The sequence below is a fragment of the Tundrisphaera lichenicola genome, from assembly GCF_051175385.1.
GTDB lineage: Bacteria > Planctomycetota > Planctomycetia > Isosphaerales > Isosphaeraceae > Tundrisphaera > Tundrisphaera lichenicola.
Genome location: NZ_CP195106.1, coordinates 236442 through 253928 on the forward strand (window position 1 = coordinate 236442; position 17487 = coordinate 253928).

The 17487-nt window shown below is 67.3% G+C and carries 14 protein-coding genes; 10 read left to right on the forward strand and 4 right to left on the reverse strand.

Annotated elements, in window-relative coordinates; translation table 11 throughout:
• The first annotated feature begins 53 nt into the window (after positions 1 to 53).
• The 6 genes from P12x_RS00985 (at position 54) to P12x_RS01010 (ending at position 4588) form a co-directional block, all read left to right on the forward strand.
• Positions 54 to 428: an endonuclease domain-containing protein gene (locus P12x_RS00985; protein ID WP_435008946.1), complete on the forward strand. Its 375-nt coding sequence runs from the start codon at positions 54 to 56 to the stop codon at positions 426 to 428.
• 37 nt (positions 429 to 465) lie between these two features.
• Positions 466 to 777 (forward strand): hypothetical protein, encoded by a 312-nt coding sequence (locus P12x_RS00990; protein WP_435008947.1) that lies wholly within the window; start codon positions 466 to 468, stop codon positions 775 to 777.
• Positions 774 to 2132 carry a hypothetical protein gene (locus tag P12x_RS00995; protein WP_435008948.1) on the forward strand — a complete coding sequence of 453 codons (1359 nt, stop codon included), beginning with the start codon at positions 774 to 776 and terminating at the stop codon, positions 2130 to 2132. Before P12x_RS00990 ends, P12x_RS00995 begins: the two co-directional genes overlap by 4 nt.
• Positions 2133 to 2241: 109 nt before the next feature.
• Complete coding sequence (locus P12x_RS01000) at positions 2242 to 3024, forward strand: class I SAM-dependent methyltransferase (protein ID WP_435008949.1); 783 nt, start codon at positions 2242 to 2244, stop codon at positions 3022 to 3024.
• A gap of 47 nt (positions 3025 to 3071) precedes the next feature.
• Positions 3072 to 3371, forward strand: coding sequence for a hypothetical protein (locus P12x_RS01005; RefSeq protein WP_435008950.1), 300 nt, complete (start codon positions 3072 to 3074; stop codon positions 3369 to 3371).
• Positions 3372 to 3802: 431 nt separating this feature from the next.
• Positions 3803 to 4588 (forward strand): sensor histidine kinase, encoded by a 786-nt coding sequence (locus P12x_RS01010; protein WP_435008952.1) that lies wholly within the window; start codon positions 3803 to 3805, stop codon positions 4586 to 4588.
• A gap of 9 nt (positions 4589 to 4597) precedes the next feature.
• Here P12x_RS01010 and P12x_RS01015 read toward each other — a convergent pair whose 3' ends face one another.
• The 3 genes from P12x_RS01015 to P12x_RS01025 all read right to left on the reverse strand — a co-directional run bounded on the left by P12x_RS01015 (position 4598) and on the right by P12x_RS01025 (position 9590).
• Positions 4598 to 5623 carry a DUF1559 domain-containing protein gene (locus P12x_RS01015; protein ID WP_435008953.1) on the reverse strand — a complete coding sequence of 342 codons (1026 nt, stop codon included), beginning with the start codon at positions 5621 to 5623 and terminating at the stop codon, positions 4598 to 4600.
• A 177-nt stretch (positions 5624 to 5800) separates the two neighbouring features.
• Positions 5801 to 7399: a protein kinase domain-containing protein gene (locus P12x_RS01020; protein ID WP_435008954.1), complete on the reverse strand. Its 1599-nt coding sequence runs from the start codon at positions 7397 to 7399 to the stop codon at positions 5801 to 5803.
• 145 nt (positions 7400 to 7544) lie between these two features.
• Positions 7545 to 9590: a protein kinase domain-containing protein gene (locus P12x_RS01025; RefSeq protein ID WP_435008955.1), complete on the reverse strand. Its 2046-nt coding sequence runs from the start codon at positions 9588 to 9590 to the stop codon at positions 7545 to 7547.
• A 263-nt stretch (positions 9591 to 9853) separates the two neighbouring features.
• On the opposite strand from P12x_RS01025, the gene P12x_RS01030 reads away from it, so the two are divergent.
• Together P12x_RS01030 and P12x_RS01035 are read left to right on the forward strand one after the other, a co-directional pair.
• On the forward strand, positions 9854 to 10678 hold the full coding sequence (locus P12x_RS01030; protein WP_435008956.1) for a YqjF family protein: 825 nt from the start codon (positions 9854 to 9856) through the stop codon (positions 10676 to 10678).
• A 284-nt stretch (positions 10679 to 10962) separates the two neighbouring features.
• Positions 10963 to 14811, forward strand: a complete 3849-nt coding sequence (locus tag P12x_RS01035; protein ID WP_435008958.1) for a hybrid sensor histidine kinase/response regulator — start codon at positions 10963 to 10965, stop codon at positions 14809 to 14811.
• Here the strand turns inward: P12x_RS01035 and P12x_RS01040 are convergent.
• Positions 14755 to 16110, reverse strand: coding sequence for a cysteine desulfurase-like protein (locus P12x_RS01040; protein WP_435008959.1), 1356 nt, complete (start codon positions 16108 to 16110; stop codon positions 14755 to 14757). The two genes, P12x_RS01035 and P12x_RS01040, sit on opposite strands and share 57 nt — an antisense overlap.
• Positions 16111 to 16926: 816 nt before the next feature.
• Here P12x_RS01040 and P12x_RS01045 point away from each other — a divergent pair.
• Together P12x_RS01045 and P12x_RS01050 are read left to right on the forward strand one after the other, a co-directional pair.
• Positions 16927 to 17091 (forward strand): hypothetical protein, encoded by a 165-nt coding sequence (locus tag P12x_RS01045; RefSeq protein WP_435008960.1) that lies wholly within the window; start codon positions 16927 to 16929, stop codon positions 17089 to 17091.
• A gap of 80 nt (positions 17092 to 17171) precedes the next feature.
• A complete protein-coding gene (locus P12x_RS01050; RefSeq protein ID WP_435008961.1) occupies positions 17172 to 17462 on the forward strand; it encodes a putative quinol monooxygenase in 291 nt (96 codons plus the stop codon).
• Positions 17463 to 17487: the final 25 nt, after the last annotated feature.

Below are 17487 nucleotides of genomic sequence, written 5' to 3' on the forward strand. Positions count from 1 at the left end.
CGTTTCTGGCTCCCTCCCCCCTCGTGGGGGAGGGTTGGGGAGAGGGGGATCCGGTGGCTCGCGACTTCGCCAGGCACCTTCGGAAGACCATGACCGACGCCGAACGCAAGCTCTGGTACGAGCTGAAGGCCCATCGCTTCGACGATCGAAAGTTCCGGAGACAGGCACCGATCGGACCATACATTGTTGATTTCGTCTGCCATGAATCCAGGCTCATCCTCGAGCTGGACGGCGGCCAGCATGCTGCCGAGGTGGCGAAGGATCGGGAAAGGACAGCCTGGCTCAACTCGCATGGATTTCGGGTGATGAGATTCTGGAATTTTCAGATCTTCGAAGGGTTTGATTCCGTCCTGGAAGCCATCGGGATTGCCTTGTGTAATGCCCCCTCTCCCCAACCCTCCCCCACGAGGGGGGAGGGGGTCGGCTAGCCTTGATCGCATCGAGGGATGAGCGGAGGTCTCGATCATGAAGCGATGGCTTGGCAGCTGGCGGCTCCGTTCGCTCTTGATCGCGGTGGCCCTCCTGGGAGCCCTCCTCGGAGGGGTCCGATCCTTGATGACGAGGCCTTATCCGATCGGGTTCTTCGCCTACGGGGAGGCTCCTCCGCTCGTGCTCTGGTCGGACCGAAAGCAGCATTCTGACGAGAGAGGACGCGGGATCTACCCGGTCTCCGTGAACTTTGGACACTGGATCTCGTCGGTGCGGTGGTCCGACGGGGCGACCACCTATTATCCCCGTTGGATCGCCGAACTCCTTCCGTCTACCTGGAATTCATGAATATCTCCCTCGAACAAATCGCCTACGGGAGCTTCCCGTTCTGGGATCGCGGTTACGACGTCCTGGCGAAGTCGCCGGGATGCCGTCCGGAATGGGCCTCGGAGGTCCTCTCGGCCTGCCGGCAGTTCGGCGAGGCCCCTTCGGGCGTGGTGCCTTGCCCTTGCCTTTTCGCGACCCGATTGCCGAGCGGCCCCTGGGCGGTGGTGGGCGTCGAGCCGATGGGGGATGATGACCGGGGGCGCCCCGGGGCCCTGGCGTTCCATGCCTTGCTGATCGCCGATCAGGATTACCGGCGAGCCGGGTCGAATCCCTTCGCCTTCGCCGGGGCCCTCCGTCGCGACTGGTCTCTCGCGACCACCCTGGAGGCTCGCTCCTGGGCGGTCGATCCGCCCGAGACCGGCTCGGCCTTCGAGCGAATTGGATCCTGGTTCTCCGACTCGGGGGCGGAACGGTCGCCCTCCCTGACCGACCCGCGGTCTGGCTCGATCGTCGAGGCACTGACGCGCGGGCGGAGGGTCGCCCTGGAGTCGGCCGGGCCGATCGAGGGGCTGGTTCGCGAGGTCTGGCAGGCTCTCCCGGAGTCGAGGCGGGCCCGATCTTCGGTGGCCACCTGGGCGTTCGGCAACGCGAATCGGTTCGATCTGGTCGCGATGCCCCGGCTGGCAGGCGTGGAACTCGATGGATCCTACGTGGATATCGACTCCTTCGGGGCCCGGAATCGGCCGAGCCGTCGCCCGACGCTCCGAGGGGCCATGATCGCCGTTGCCCTGGTCTTCCTTGCCGGGCTGGCCTGGCGGGTCGCGGTCGGGGCCAGAGGGATCGTCGAGCCTCCGGGCCTTCCGGCGTCGGTCCCCCCGGTTTCCGAGGCACCCCTCGGACCCGAGGATCGGGCGCGGATCGTCGAGGACCTGGAGACGCTGGCCGACCGGTTCGAGGCGTTCGAGATCGGGCGATGGGGCGACCCCTCGGAGCTGATGGCCCGGATCTCGGATCGGCTCCGGTATCGAGGCCCGAGCCTTTCCACGGCCGAACTGGCGAGGCTAGCCGGGGAGTCGGACCCCGACCGGGACCGGGCCCTGGCCTGGCACGAGCGACTGAAGCAATACGCCCCCGACCGGCCGCTTCCCGACGACTTCGACCGGCTTCCGCTCCCGAGTCAGTTGGCCGAGTTTGCCCGGTCGTTCCACCTCGATCCCCCGGCTCGACCTCGGGAGATCCCCTCGGCCGTGGCCGTGGCCCTCTCGCGCGAGGGGCCGGTCCGACCCACGCCGCTGGCGGCTCGCTACCCGGCGCTGAGCGACTACGCCCGGTTCCTCGGCCGGCTGCCCCGTCGAGGGTCGGCCGGTAGCCAGTAGCCAGGGGCGGATCGAGAGAAGACAATGGAAACTCCCGACATCAATCGGCCTGCGACGGTTCGGGATTTCCCCGACTGGAGGCCGGCTACCGACGACTGGCTGCCCCGACGTGCCCGACACCGACCGCCAAGACCGCCAGTGGAGCCGCGCCGCGGCTCGTTATGACGACCTGTTCCTCGACCCGTTCCGCCCCGGGGTCGAGAACCCGCTGCTCGACGCGATCCGATCGGTCGAGGGGCCGGGCTCGAAGTCCGTGGCCGACCTCGGCTGCGGGACCGGCCCGCTCCTGCCCGAGCTCTCCGAGCGATTCGGCCAGGTGGTCGCGCTCGACTTCGCCCCCGGGATGATCGAGAAGGCCCGGAAACGACTGAGCAAGAAGGCCGCCGATGGCGTCACCTTCCTGACCCGGTCGATGCACGACCTGGGGGACTTCGCCGGGTCGTTCGACGTGGCCATCGCGGTCAACTCGATCGTGATGCCCGACGTCCGCGAGATCGACCGGACCCTCGCGGCCATCCGGGCCAGCATCCGGCCCGGCGGGATCTTCCTGGGGATCTTGCCCTCGATGGATGCGATTCATTATCATACGATGTTGCTCTACGACGAGGCGCTCGACCGGGGGCTCGACCCCGAGGAGGCCGAGCGGCACGCCGCGTTCCAGGGAGAGCACCACTTCTACGAGTTCGCCTTCGGCCGGTTCGGATTCCAGGGCCTTCGTCAGAAGTTCTGGCAGCCATTCGAGATTCGTCACCGGTTCGCCAAGGCGGGCTTCTCCGAGGTCGAGCTCGACCAGGTCCTGTATCCCTGGGATGACACGATTACCGGCGGCCCCACTTTTGCTAACTTCCCCCGGAGCTGGGATTGGTCTTTCCGCGCCCGGGTCGAAGGCTGAGGGCCGGCGGATTCGTCCATCCTGAGTCCTCTCCCACGGAACGTCTCATGCCCTCCAATCCTCACGACCAACGGACTCAGGAACAGTCGATCAAGGCGAGGAAGCACCAGCTGTTCGAAGTCGACGAACCCGTCGAGTCGCCGACGTCGAGCGGCCCTCGGAAGTCGTTCGCCGAGTGCCTCCGAGAGACCCCCGCCGCCCCGCTCTCGCCGGCGGTCAAGGGCCTCCTCTGGGCGGTCGGGGTCGTCGTCTTCCTCCTGCTGGCCCTGGCCCTGGCGACCGGCGGCGGCCGGAAGAAGTCCCCGGTCAAGGTTTCGGTCGCGCCGGTCGAGTCCCGACTCGTTTGAAAAGACGAACCCAATCGTCGAACTGCAACCCATCCGACCCTCCCGGGAAAAACGAACCCAACGCCGATCGATCGCCGGAGCCGGGTGGCCCATCACTTCCGGGAGACTTTCGCCTTGGGGGATGAAATTTTAACCGCCTTTTTGAGCGGATTCTCCCGGAGGCCGAGCGAATCACCTCGGCCCCGGCCTCTTCAGGGGGGGATGGGGAAGGCTGGGACGATCGCGGAAGTTCGATCAAACGTCCTTGAGGTTTCTCGTCGGTGGTCCGAGCTTCGAGTCGGTGCCCGTCAAACTCGGCCCCGCCTGCCGGACCTTCCCGAGGCCGGGTTTGTCGGCCGAGGCGGCTCATCTTGGGGGCTCGGGCCGGCCGATACGAGGGTTGAGCCGGGAGGGATTGCCGGGCTTGAGGCGGGACCCGAAAGGATTGTTCGATGGCCACCACGACGGACTCGACGCCGCTGCCCCCGACGCCCGAAGACCTCGAGGCGCTCCGCCGCCAGGTCGTCGACCTCCAGCGCGTCGGGAGCCTGGGCGTCCTGGCCGGTGGGATTTGCCATGAGCTTAATAATGCTTTGACTCCTGTCCTGAGCTATGCCAAGCTCGGTCAGAGGAACCAGGACCCCGAGTTCCGCCGACGGGCCTTCGAGCGGATCCAGGAAGGGGCCGAGCGGGCCGCCGCGATCGCCGGGGGCGTCCTGGGGATGGCCCGGCCTCGGGGGGGCCGAAGGGCTCCGACCGACCTGGCCAAGCTGGCCGAGGGGGTCCTCCTGCTGGCCGCCAAGGATTTGCAGAAACACAAGGTGAAACTCGACTTCCGGGTCGTGAACCGGCCCCAGGCCCGGGTCGATCCCGCCCAGATCCAGCAGATCTTACTCAACCTGATCATCAACGCCCGTCAGGCCATGCACGGGGGCGGGACCTTGACCGTCCGCGTTGGGCTGGACGCCACCGGGCGCCTGGCCGAGCTGAGCGTGGCCGACACCGGACGGGGGATCGCCCCGGCCGACCTCCGGCGGATCTTCGACCCGTTCTTCACCACCAAGTCCGGACCCGATGACTCGGGGCTGGGCGGGACCGGCCTGGGACTCTCGGTCTGTCGAGAGATCGTCGAGGCCCACCGGGGCCGACTCCGGGCCGAGAGTCGGGAAGGGCAGGGGACGACCTTCACCCTCCGGCTTCCCGCGATTGTCCCCAAGGCCGAGCCGGTCGTCGCCTGAACGGGCCGATCAGTACGAATCGGCGGAGATCACCTCGCCCCCGGCCACGGACCCGAGCGCCCGCCAGACCAGGCCGTTGATCGTGCTCTTGACGAACCGGACACTGCCGTCCCCCAGGAGGGCGTGGACTCCCCCCGGATGGTAACTCCGGGCGGTGATCGCCGCATAAGACGGACGTCCGAGCTTCTCGCGGCTGCTGTTGATGTCGACGTCGGGGTAGATCTTGCCAGGCCCGCCCGGGGTCTGCTTGTTGGGGGGCCAGGCCGTGGTGATCCCGGTGTGGTGGACCCCGGACTCGAACCACTGGGTCCGGCCTTCCTCGACCCGAATTGCGCAGCCACTGATGTATTCCGGGGCGACCAGCTCGTGGTTGGCATCGGGGCCGGGCACGTTGTTCGGGGTGTTGATCCGGCTGAGCGTGGGGCAGTCGCGGAGATAGGTGAAGAAAGCCTTGCCCTCGGACATGAAGAGGGTGTTACTCATCCCGTCGGTGAACTCGGCCGGGCTCCTCGACTGGTTCACCCCGAAGGCGACCCGGTTCCGCCCCGGGTTCGCCAGCCCACCCCAGACGAACCAGTCCCCCTCGACGAATCCATAATTGGCGATGCCGTAGCGGCTCCCATCGGCCAGCGCCCGGTTGCTGGGCCGGACCTCGCTCGGGCAGATCAGGACGCCGATCACTTGCCCGGCGACCGTGTCATTCTGCGGGGTCTGGATGTCGAGTTGGAAGTTGGTGCTGTTGAAGATGTTCCCCTGCTCGGAGTAGGGCAGGACCCGCGCGAAGGCGCCATATGCGTTGGTCCAGGTCACCGTCGTCCCCCGCCCCGCAAGCGTCAAGGTCATCGGCAAGGCTTCCATCGCCTGCATGTAGTTGTGCAGGGACAGGCCGAGTTGCTTGAGATTGTTGGAGCACTGCATTCGCCGGGCGGCCTCGCGAGCCGCCTGGACCGCCGGGAGCAGTAACGCGATCAGGACCGCGATGATCGCGATCACGACCAGGAGTTCGATCAGCGTGAAAGCTCGGCGACGCTTCATGACGTGTCCTCGATCCATGACAGCCTCAGGAGCGTTGCAAGCCTAGCAAACGGCGTGCCTCGGCCTATTTTTGGTCGTATCTCCTTGCTTTTGTGTGGTTTGCGTTGTTGGTGTTGGCGGGCCGCAGGTTCCCGCCGGCGAGAGAATCACCGTGGAGGCGGATTTTTCGCCGACGGGTCAGGGGTGAGGGCCGCGTGGTCCTCCGAGGTGCCTCGGCGGCGGGAAGGGGTAGTCGAGGACCGGGACGGGAACCTCGACCGGCACCAGGATGATCCTCGGTTCCTCGACGAAATCGGGCGAGGCCCGACGTCTGGGCTTCCGGGAGGGCGGGCGCGGCCGGGACGTCTTTTCCGGGGGGAAGTCGGCCTCGTTCGAGCCGGCGGGCCGGGGGACGACCACCGAAGCAACCGGCTCGGATCCGATTCGATCGAACTCGAACCGAGGTTGAGGTTTCGGGGCGGGGGGAGGCTGCTCGACGACCGGGATGGGGGCGGGCGGCTCGTCCTCGGGGGGCTCCGGGACATCCGGGTCTTCGAGGGCTTCCGGGGTCGGAATGGGGACAGTGACCGCTCCGGGTTCGGCGTAAGGCGTTTCCTCGGGGCGGTTTACAATCCAAGCTAGGGTGGCGAGGGTCACGGCGATCGTCGAGGCCGCCATGAGTCCCGCGATGGGAGACTTCCGACGGACGGGCCGGCTGAGCCGGACCCTCGACCTGAACCGGGTGTCGACCGGCCAGTCGAAGGTCGGCTCGCTCGACCGAGGGGGGGCTTCGAGCCAGGAGCGGAGCGCCGCGGCAAGTTCGTCCATCGAGGCGTGGCGATCCTCGGGACGCTTGGCGATCGCCTTCAGGCAGATCGCCTCCAGTCGGGGGTCGAGCCCGTCTCGGAGGCTCGACGGGGGCGGGGCGTCGACGACCAGGATCAGGCCCAGGACCATCGCGGCCGACCCTTCGAAGGGGCGGCGGCCCGTCAAAAGCTCGTAGAGGATCACCCCCAGGCTGTAGAGGTCGGAGCGCGGGCCGATGGCCTCGTGGTGGCCTTCCACCTGCTCGGGCGGCATGTAGGCGGGGGTCCCGACGATGGCGCCCGAGGTGGTGATCCGCGGGTCGTCGGCGTCGAGCCGGAGGGCCAGGCCGAAGTCCATGAGGACCAGCTTGCCTCGGACGTCGACCATGACGTTGGCGGGCTTGAGGTCGCGGTGGACGACCCCTCTCCGATGGGCCTCGGCCAGGGCCAGGGCCAGCCGCCGGACGACCTCGGCGGCCCGACGCTCGGGCCAGGGGCGGCCCGGCTCGATCATCGAGGCGAGGGTCCGCCCCTCGATGTAGGACATCCGGAGGTAGGGGACGCCGTCGACCTCGCCGATGTCGTGGATCGGGCAGAAGTTGGGATGACGGAACCGGGCGGCAGCCCGGGCCTCGCGGACCAGGCGCTCGCGGACCTCGGCCGCCTCTCGATAGGCCGGGTGGGGGACCTTCAGCGCCACCGATCGGCCGAGTTCGGCATCCTCGGCCAGGTAGACCGTGCCCATCCCGCCCCGGCCCAGTTCGCGGATGATCCGGAACCGGCCGATCGACGCCGGGATCGAGGGGACCTCGGGCGGCTCGTACCCGGACATCGGCCCGTAGCTCGGCGGCGAACTCTCGAGGCGTGTCCCCGGGATCAGGGGGAACTTCCGCCCGCACCGGCTACATCGGACATCGCGGCCCAGCCGGGCCTCGGTCACGACGGCCGACGCGCCACAGCCCGGGGTCGGGCATTCGATGGTGACGGACATGGGAGCTGCCTCGATCGTCGATCGACCGACGCAATCGGGAAAGTTCCCGACCGGCCGGCACGCCCGATCCGCACGGCCGCCGAGTGGCGGCATCCATGACACTATTGGCCTGGGGAGGTGTCCTGGCAATCGTTCGTCGAAAAAATCAACGGACGTCGCGGGCGACGCGGAACCCGATCGTGCCGTTTTTGTGGTCTTGGGGATGGACCGACCGTGCAGCCGAGAGAATCTGCCCCGGATCGCTCGCCCAGGAGCCTCCCCGGGCGATTCGGGCCGGATGCAAATCGCCGGAGACCGGGCCGGTCCCCTCGTCGAAGCACCATTCCTCGACATTCCCACGCGTGTCAAACAGGCCGAACCGGTTGGGGGTCAGCCGGCCGACGGGATGCGTAGACCCTTCGGAGTTGAGCCCCAACCAGGCGACTTCGGCGATCTTTGCTGGCGAGAGATCGCGGCCATTGACCTCCTGGCTATTGCAGGCATACTCCCACTCGGCCTCGGTTGGCAGTCGATATCCGATGGTCCTTCGGGGCTGGACCGTCCCATTCTCCGGGTCGAGTTCATAGTAGGGCTCCCGGCCCTCGCGTTGGCTCAGCCAGTTGCAGAACTTGACCGCGTCCATCCACGAGACGTTCTCGACGGGGTGGTCGGGATGGCCCTGGAATTGGCTGGGGTTCTCGCCCTCGAAGGCCTGGTACTGGGCCTGGGTGATCTCCTTGGCGCTGATCTCGAAAGGCTGGACCTGGATCAGGGGCGACCGAGCTATCACACCTTTCCCGTCGGGGGAATACGCGATCTCCTCGGGAACCGCGCGAATCCCGGCCCCTCTCGTGGGGATGAGTGCGAACGGGATGTCGATCGGGGACTCCGGCTCGGGCTTCGCCAGGGGCCGATTCGAGGTAGGTGGAATTGTGTGAGATGATTCGTGGGCATGCCTGGGAGCAAACGCCCTCTGCTGGGTCAGGAAAGTGCCCGTCACCATGATCATCAACAGGCCGACCACGGCCAGGGTCAGCTTGAAACCCCAGGCGTGGATCGAGAGGCGGAACCCTCGGGTGTGTGCTCGGCGACTCGACGGCTCGTTGATGGCGGATGGCGTGGGCCCCGGCTTCGCGGGAGGCTTCGGGCCTTCGTAATCGGCCTGCTCGGGCTCGGTTGTCGGGACGAGGGGGTCCGAGCCGAGCCAGGTGTCGATGGCCCGGGCGAATTCCTCCATCGAGGCGTATCGATCTCCGGGGCGTCGGGCCATCGCCTTCAGGCAGGTCGCCTCGAGCCTTCGATCGACCGAAGGGCGGCTGGCCGAGGGGGGCGGCGGGTCCGCGCAAGCGATCAGTCCGAGGATCCTGGCCGTCGATCCCTCGAAAGGGCGGCGGGTGGTCAACAGCTCGTAGAGGATCACCCCCAGGCTGTAGAGGTCGGAGCGCGGGCCGATGGCTCGCTGGTCGCCCTCGGCCTGCTCGGGCGACATGTAGGCGGGAGTGCCCATGATCGCCCCGTTGGCCGTGATCGTCGGGTCGGGACCGTCGAAGAAGCGGGCCAGGCCGAAGTCCATGAGGACCAGCCCGCCGTGGCTCTCGATCATGACGTTGGCGGGCTTGAGGTCGCGGTGGATCACCCCCTGGCGGTGGGCCTCGGCCAGGGCCAGGGCCAGCCGCCGGACGACCTCGGCGGCCCGACGCTCGGGCCAGGGACGACCGGGCTCGATCATCGAGGCGAGGGTCTGCCCTTCGAGGAAGGCCATGGTCAGATAGGGGACGCCGTCGACCTCGCCGATGTCGTGGATCGGGCAGAAGCTGGGGTGGCGGAACCTCGCGGCGGCCCGGGCCTCGCGGAGGAACCGCTCGCCGACCTCGGGGCTCCCGCCGGGGACGATCCGGGGGACCTTCAGGGCAACCCGGCGCTCGAGCCGGGTATCCTCGGCCAGATAGACCGAGCCCATGCCCCCTCGGCCGATCAGCCGGATGATCCGATATCGGCCGAATCGTGGAGGCAGTTCTTGCGAGGCGATGCCCTCGGTCGAGGGCAGATCCGCGCCGAATGGGGCGGTCGCCGAGCTGTCGGCCTTCGTCTGGGGGATGAGCGGGAACCGATGTCCGCATCGCTGGCAGCGGGACTCCTGGCCGAGACTTCGGTCATCGACGCCGTAGGCGGCGCCGCAGCCAGGTTGCGGGCAGAGGACCTCGACGATCATGGGCCGAGCCTCGATGATCCGAGAATCGGGGAAGTGGACATGACCCCAGTCCGCACATCACACGCCGCTAAGTCCGGATCCCGGTCGGCTATCGGATATTCTTGTGCCTGGAGGCGCCGGGAGGAATAGATTTTTGTGATTTTTTGAGATTATTTTCAAATCGGGCATCGGGATGGACCAGCTCGCGGATTGGGGCTCGAGCGGTCCCTCGGCCGCCTATACTGGTTGGTGTGCTCGACACGTTTGCCCGGAACCCGACCATCATGATCCCGACCAACCCCGAGATCCTCGACGACGACCGCGAGGCCTTGACCCGACGGCCGGCGGGTCGCCCGGTGATGTATCAGAGCTGGGACCGTTTGCTGTTCCTGCACTGGGAGGTCCCTGCCGAGGCGATCCGACGCCTCCTGCCGAGCGGGCTGGAAGTGGACCTTTTCGAAGGGCGGGCCTTCGTGGGGCTCGTCCCGTTCACGATGAGGGGCATCCGGCCGGCGGGCCTGCCGAGCGTGCGCGGCCTCTCGAATTTCCACGAGACGAATGTTCGGACGTATGTTCATCGGGATGGGCGCGACCCGGGCGTCTGGTTCTTCAGCCTCGACGCCGCCAATCTCGCGGGGGCGTGCCTGGGCCGCTCGTGGTTCGGGCTCCCGTACTTCTTCGCTCGGATGAGCCTGGTCGCCGAGGAGTCGCCGGATTCGCTCCGGATCTCGTATTCGTCGAGGAGGCTTTTCCTCGGCCCGAGACCGGCGACGACCCGAATCGAGGCCGAGGTCCGGTCGCCGGTGGTGCCGGCGGTGCTCGGCTCGCTCGAATACTTCCTGGCCGAGCGTTACCTGCTCTATTCGGCTTCGAGGGGGGGCGGGCTGTTCACCGGGCGGGTCCATCATTCGCCCTATCCGCTCCAGGTCGCGGAGGTCCGGTCGATGGAGGAGTCGGTCCTGGCCGCGGCGGGGATCGAACGTCCCGACGCCCCACCCCTGGCCCATTTCGCTCGAGGCGTGGACGTCGAGGTCTTCGGGCTGGAGCGGGTCGGGCATGACCGGGTCGTGATCGGGGAAGCCCCGCCTGATCGACGGGATCCGGGTTGAAGTCGAAGGTCTCCGGATGTCGAGCAGGATTGCGGCCGGATCGCCCTCGGCCTGAGGCGTGATCGATGGATCGAGCGGCCGGGTTGGAAACACCGGGTCGAGCGACCGGGTGCGATCGCCGGAGGGTGATTCGCCGGATTTGACGAAATGCAAGCCTATAACCGGGACCCACGCCGCGTTTCCGGCTGCGGATTTGCTATCATTAATGGCACGGGGCCTCGAGTTTCGAAGCGGATCGGCCTCCCTCCAACCGCCCTTGGTCGGGTCGGGCTCTGTGGATTGCCATGACGAATACGTCTTCCTCAACGCTCGCGCGATACGGGGGTGCCCTCCTCGCCGTGATCCTGGCGACGGCGGTCCGCCTGGTCCTCGATCCGGTCCTGGGCGACCTGTTCCCCTTCGCTACCATGTTCCTGGCGGTCCTGGTCGTCGCCGCCTACGCGGGCCGAGGCCCGGCCCTCCTGACCGTCGGACTGGGTGCGATCGCCTCGGTCCAATTCCTCCTGCCGCCCCGGGGCCGCTTCGCGGTCGAAAGCCTCGAAGCCCGGGCCGGGTTGGTCCTTTACTCGGCGGTGGGCCTCGGCATCGCCATGTTGGGCGGAGCCTTGCGAGCCGCGTGGCTTCGGGCTGAGTCGAGCTCCGAGCAGGACCATCGCCGGCGCGAGCAGTTGAGGATCACCCTGGACAGCATCGGCGACGCGGTGATCGTGACCGACGCCTCGGGCCGGGTCAGCTCCATGAATCCGGTCGCCGAGGCCCTCACCGGCTGGTCCTCGGGCCAGGCGATCGGGCAGCCGGTCGAGGTGGTCTTCGACATCGTGAGCGAAGTCACCGGGGATAAGGTCGATAGCCCGGTCGGCAGGGTCCTGCGCGAGGGGGTGATCGTCGGGCTGGCCAACCATACCTCGCTGATCGCCAGGGACGGGACCCGCCGCCCGATCGAGGACAGCGGGTCGCCGATCCGGTCCGGGGGCGAGATCATCGGCGTCGTCCTGATCTTCCGCGACGTGACCGAACGAAGGCGGCAGGAGCGAGAGCTCGAGGACCGCGAGCGGCAATTCCGGACGCTGGCCGAGTCGGTCCCGCAACTGGTCTGGATGGCGGAGCCGGACGGCCACATCTTCTGGTACAACCGCCGATGGTATGATTATACCGGCACGACTCCCGAACAGATGGAAGGGTGGGGCTGGACGTCGGTCCACGACCCGGCCGAACTCCCGAGGGTGATCGAACGCTGGGGGGCATCGATCGCCACCGGCGAGCCGCTCGACATGGTGTTCCCGCTCCGGGATCGGCACGGGGTCTTTCGCCCCTTCCTGACGCGGGTCGAGCCGGTCCGGGATGAGCAAGGCCGGGTGACCCGGTGGTTCGGGACCAATACCGACGTGACCGAGGCCAAGCGGGCCGAGGAGGAAGTGCGCGAGGCCCGATCCCGGCTGGAGTCGACGCTGGCCGCCGGCGAGATCGGGACCTGGGAGTACGACCTGGTCAACGACGTCGTCCGGGCCGACCGGAATCTCGCCCGGATCTACGGGGTGACGCCCGAGGGTTCCATGGAAGGCCCGGTCGACCTGTACATGGAGATCATCCATCCCGATGATCGACGGAGGGTCCTGGAGACGGTCGCGCAGGCCATCGAAACGGGCCAGGTCTACGAGGCCGAATATCGCCTGGTGATGCCGGATCGTTCCATCCGCTGGGTCGTGGCTCGCGGGAGGGTCGAGAAGGACGAGTCCGGCCGGGCGACCCGACTGCCCGGCGTGGTGGTGGACATTACCGCCCAGAGGCTCGCCGAGGAGCGGGAGCGGCGGCTGGCCGAGGCGGCCGCCGAGGCAAATGCCAAATTCCGGGCCTTTTTCGATCAGGGGGCCATCTTCGCCGCCATCCTGGACTTGAATGGCGTGATCATCGAGACCAACCGGCTCGCCTGGGCAGGATGCGGTTTCGCTCGGGAACAGGTCATCGACAGGCCGTTCTGGGAGGGGCCTTGGTGGACCCCGTCGGCCGGATTGCCCGAGCGGATCAGGGCGGCTTCCCTGCAGGCGGCCGGAGGTCGAATCTTCCGGGAGGAGTTGCCTTACTTCGTCGCCGACGGGGGCGAGCGGATCGCCGACGTGATCATCCTGCCGATCAAGGACGAGTCGGGCCGGGTCATGTTCCTGGCCCCGACCGGAACCGACATCACCGACCGCAAGCGGGCCGAGCAGGCGCTCCAGGAGAGCGAGGGCCGGTTCCGGCAGGTGGCCGACACCATGCCGCAGATCGTCTGGGTGACCCGCCCCGATGGCTTTCACGAGTACTACAACCGCCGATGGTACGAGTACATCGGGTGTACGCCCGAGGAGTGCCTGGGCCACGGCTGGAACGCCCCGCTCCACCCGGACGACCGCCAGCGATCCATCGACCGCTGGAGCCACTCGCTCCGGACCGGCGATCCCTACGAGATCGAATATCGTTTCCGGTCCAAGGAAGGGAAATACCGATGGTTCCTGGGCCGGGCCCTGCCGGTCCGGGACGACTCCGGGACGATCGTCAAGTGGTTCGGCACGTGCACCGACATCGAGGACTTCAAGCGGGCCGAGGCCGACCGGCAGAAGTTCGTCACCCTGGCCGAGAACAGCCTCGACTTCATCGGCATCTGCGACCTGCAAGGCATCCCGTTTTACATCAACCGGGCCGGGCTGGAGATGGTGGGCCTGGGCGGGATCGAGGAGGCCCGCCGGGCCACGCTCGGGGACTTCTTCTTCCCGGAGGACCAACCCTGGATCCAGGACCAATTCATCCCGGAGGTCCTGAAAGAGGGCCACGGCGAGGTCGAGGTCCGGTTCAGGAACTTCCGGACCGGCGAGGCCCGGTGGATGGCGTACAAGGTCCTGACCCTCGCCGATGCCGACGGCCGGATCAGCTCCCTGGCGACGGTCAGCCAGGACGTCACCGATCGCCGACGGCTCGAGGATGACCTGCGAACGCTCGCGGCCGACCTCTCGGAGGCCGACCGCCGCAAGGATGAGTTCCTGGCGACCCTGGCCCACGAGCTCCGCAACCCGATGGCCCCGATCCGGAACAGCCTGCGGATCATGCGGCTGGCCGGCGAGGATCGGGCCACCGTCGAGGAGTCCCGGAGCCTCATCGAGCGGCAGGTCAAACACATGGTCCGGCTCATCGACGACCTGATGGATGTCTCGCGGATCACTCGCGACAAGCTCGAACTCCGCCGAGAAATGGTCGACCTGGCCTCGATCATCCGGAACGCCGTCGACACCAGCCTGCCGCTCGTCGAGGCGTCCCGTCACGCCCTGACCCTGACGCTGCCGGAGGAACCGATCCTCCTCGACGCCGACCTGACGAGGCTCTCCCAGGTGTTCGCGAACCTGTTGAACAACGCCGCCAAGTACACCGAGCCGGGCGGCGAGATCGCCCTGATCGCCGAGCGGCAGGGCGGCGAGGCGGTCGTCTCGGTGATCGACAACGGGGTCGGCATCCCCGCGGAAATGCTGCCCCGCGTCTTCGAGATGTTCACCCAGGTCGATCGGACGCTGGAGCGCTCGCAGGGGGGGCTGGGGATCGGCCTGATGCTGGTCCGGACGCTGGTCGAGATGCACGGAGGATCGGTCGACGTCCAGAGCGAGGGCCAGGGCCTCGGTTGTCGGTTCGTCGTCCGGTTGCCGATCGTCGAGTCCGTCCCGAGGTCTCGGGAAGTCCCCGAGGCCGGCCCGGAGTCGGCCGATCCCCCGACGGCCCGCCGGGTCCTGGTCGTGGATGATAATCGAGACTCGGCCCGGACGCTCGTCCGGCTCCTGAAGCTCATGGGCCACCAGGCCAGCATCGCTTACGACGGGGGCGAGGCCTTGACCGTGGCCGATCGCGAACGGCCCGAGGTCATCCTGCTCGACATCGGATTGCCGGTGATCAACGGCTACGAGGTGGCCCGGACCATCCGCGACCGACCCTGGGGCCGGGACGTGGCGATCGTCGCCCTGACCGGCTGGGGCCAGGAGGGAGACCGCCGGCGCTCGAAAGAGGCCGGGATCGATCGCCACCTCGTCAAGCCGGTCGACCCGGATGCTTTGGAAGGCCTATTCCGACAGCTCCGCCCCGGACAGGATGACGCGCCCAGCGACAAGAACGGTTGAAGTCCTCGACCCCCCGCGGTTGCTCCTCGCCTCCCCGTCGTTCGGAGATCCGGGCCGCCGGCCCTCCTGTCCCCGGGCGGCACCCCTCACCTCGTCGAGCAGCCGCTCGATCTCGTCCTCGGTGGTGTAGCAGGCGCAGCCGATCCGGACCAGCCCTTCGTCGGCGAGGCCCAGGCGCTCGACGGCCGTCGTGGCGTAGAAGTCGCCGTGCGAGACGAAGAGACCCCGGTCGGAGAGCCGGCGGGCGACTTCCCCCGACGGGAGCCCGTCCACGGTGAACGAGACCGTCGGCGTCCGGGGCCGGGACGGGGGTGGCCCGTAGGCCCGGACCCCCTCGATCCCGGCCAGCCCGTCCCAGAGTCGCTCGGTCAAGGCCTGGCCCCTCCGATGCAGCGCGTCGAAAGCGGCCTGCAACCTGGCCCTCCGGGTCGGACCCTGGGCGATGGACGAGAGGAACTCGACGGCGGCGGCCGCCCCGGCGATCCCCTCGTGGTTCTGGGTCCCGGTCTCCAGCCGTTCGGGCGCGGTGTCGGGCGAGGGCTTCAGCTTGGGCACGTCGAGCCCCTGGAGGAGATCCTTCCGTCCGTAGAGGACCCCGACGTGAGGCCCGTGGAACTTGTACGCCGAGCAGGCCAGGAAGTCGCAGCTCATCGCCTCGACGTCGACCAGCCGGTGCGGGGCGTAGTGGACCGCGTCCACGAAGGCCAGGGCCCCGACATCGTGGGCCAGCCGGGCGGCCTCGGCCACGTCGCTGATCGTCCCCAGGGCGTTGGAAGCCGCCCCGATGGCCACCAGCCGGGTCTGGCCGTTGATCTTCCCGGCCAGGTCTTCGAAGTCGGTCTCGCCGGTCTCCGGGATCATCCGGGCGACCCGGATCGTCAGGCCCCGCTCCCGCTCCAGGGCCAGCCAGGGATCGACATTGGCGTGATGGTCCAGCTCGGTGACGACGACCTCGTCGCCCGGCCCCCAGCCACGACCCAGGGACCGGGCCAGGTGGAAGGTCAGGCTGGTCATGTTGGCCCCGAAGGCCACCTCCTCGGGCGAGGCCCCGAGGAAGTCGCCCAGGGCCCGGCGAGCCCCGGAGAGGATCCGGTCGGTCTCGCGACTCGTCGGGAACGACCAGTGGGTGTTGGCGTTGTGATTCGTCAGGTAGTCGGCCACGGCCTCGACGACGGACCGGGGGACCTGAGTGCCGCCGGGGCCGTCGAAGTAGGCGACGGGCCGCCCCTCCTGGAGGCGTTCCAGGGCCGGGAAACTCGCGCGGATCTCGGCGGTCGAGGCGACGGCGGGGTCGGACATCGGAGACCTCGTGGCGATAAGGGGCGTGGTCCCCGGCGAGGGTAAGCCGACGCCCGGCCCGGCGTCAATCCTTCGGGCGGGGTCGTGCCTCGGTTTGAAATGCGTGCTCAAACGGTCCTGCACGAGTCTTGAGTCTTGACCGGTTGAGATTTTGATTCGGTCGTAGACTCTGGTGAGCCGCCCTCTTACCCTGAAGGACGAGTTGACGAGGTTGGAAACCTGAGAATTAAGTTGTGCCGCGATACGAGGATTACCATCGGACCGTGGTTGGCTATCACGGAACCAGAAAATCGGTGGCCTTGAATGCAGTTCAGGCGATCCGACAACTGGACTGGAGCCGTAACCCTTGGGATTGGCTCGGGCACGGTATTTATTTCTGGGAGTACGCTCCCCAGCAAGCATGGCTATGGGCCGAGAAGCTGAGGCGTAAGAATCGCTGGGATGAGGAAACCGCCGTTGTTGCGTGCATGATAAGATTGGGGAACTGTTTCGATCTACTTGATCCGGATAACGTCAAGGCTATCAGGGGGGCCCATAAAATCTATCTGGAGGCAGAGCGGGACGCGAAACGAGAACCAGCCTCGAACGTCCGCGCGAACAAACGATTGAACTGCGCCGTCTTCGAAACAGCCTATCGTTTGTCCCAACGAATTGGTGAATCGGTCGATACTTGCAGGGCAGTCTTCGTCCCGAGCGGGGAGGGAAAGCTCTGGCCAGGGAGTGGCATCAATCCCAGGGCCCACATTCAGATTGTCGTTCGGAATCCGGCTTGCATACTCGGAACCTGGCTCGTAAAGCCGCAAGAGGGCAGCGACGATGGCGACTATCAATCCTAAGCCCAAGAAGGAGAACCGATTTCTCCGGGCGTTGAGATCAGCCCGCCGGATGACTCCGGAGGAACGAATTCAGATGCTAGTTGAGATTGGCCTGATGGAACAGGAGGAAGCCGACAAGGCCAAGAAGCAACTCCAGGAAAAATAAATTATCGTTGAATTGTTGATTCTGGCGATGTCCGGCTCGACTCCCCACCACCATCCTTGCCCAGCCCGGAGAATTCGCCGATGATCTGCCTCGCCGTGACCTTCCTCATCAAGCCGGGCCTCGAGGACGAGGCGATCGGGATGTTCGCCCGGTTGACCGAGGCGACCCTCACCGAGCCGGGATGCCGGATGTACCTGGCCCACCGATCGGTCGACGACCCGAGGAAGTTTTTCCTCTACGAGCAATACGACGACCGCGCCGCCCTCGACGCCCACCGGGCCTCGGACCACTTCGCCCGGCTGGCCACGGGTGGCCTCTTCACGCTGGTGGAGAGCCGGACGCCGGAACTCTACGAGCCGCTGGGCGATTGAGCCCGCGAGGTTGGCGGGCCCCCGA

Bases quoted from the DNA above. Each gene is read 5' to 3' on its own strand.
- P12x_RS01035 (WP_435008958.1), top strand. From the start codon at position 10,963: ATGACGAATACGTCTTCCTCAACGCTCGCGCGATACGGGGGTGCCCTC.
- P12x_RS01020 (WP_435008954.1), bottom strand. From the start codon at position 7,399: ATGTCCGTCACCATCGAATGCCCGACCCCGGGCTGTGGCGCGTCGGCC.
- P12x_RS01050 (WP_435008961.1), top strand. From the start codon at position 17,172: ATGATCTGCCTCGCCGTGACCTTCCTCATCAAGCCGGGCCTCGAGGAC.
- P12x_RS00995 (WP_435008948.1), top strand. From the start codon at position 774: ATGAATATCTCCCTCGAACAAATCGCCTACGGGAGCTTCCCGTTCTGG.
- P12x_RS01030 (WP_435008956.1), top strand. From the start codon at position 9,854: ATGATCCCGACCAACCCCGAGATCCTCGACGACGACCGCGAGGCCTTG.
- P12x_RS01015 (WP_435008953.1), bottom strand. From the start codon at position 5,623: ATGAAGCGTCGCCGAGCTTTCACGCTGATCGAACTCCTGGTCGTGATC.
- P12x_RS01025 (WP_435008955.1), bottom strand. From the start codon at position 9,590: ATGATCGTCGAGGTCCTCTGCCCGCAACCTGGCTGCGGCGCCGCCTAC.
- P12x_RS00990 (WP_435008947.1), top strand. From the start codon at position 466: ATGAAGCGATGGCTTGGCAGCTGGCGGCTCCGTTCGCTCTTGATCGCG.
- P12x_RS01045 (WP_435008960.1), top strand. From the start codon at position 16,927: ATGGCGACTATCAATCCTAAGCCCAAGAAGGAGAACCGATTTCTCCGG.
- P12x_RS01010 (WP_435008952.1), top strand. From the start codon at position 3,803: ATGGCCACCACGACGGACTCGACGCCGCTGCCCCCGACGCCCGAAGAC.
- P12x_RS01040 (WP_435008959.1), bottom strand. From the start codon at position 16,110: ATGTCCGACCCCGCCGTCGCCTCGACCGCCGAGATCCGCGCGAGTTTC.
- P12x_RS01005 (WP_435008950.1), top strand. From the start codon at position 3,072: ATGCCCTCCAATCCTCACGACCAACGGACTCAGGAACAGTCGATCAAG.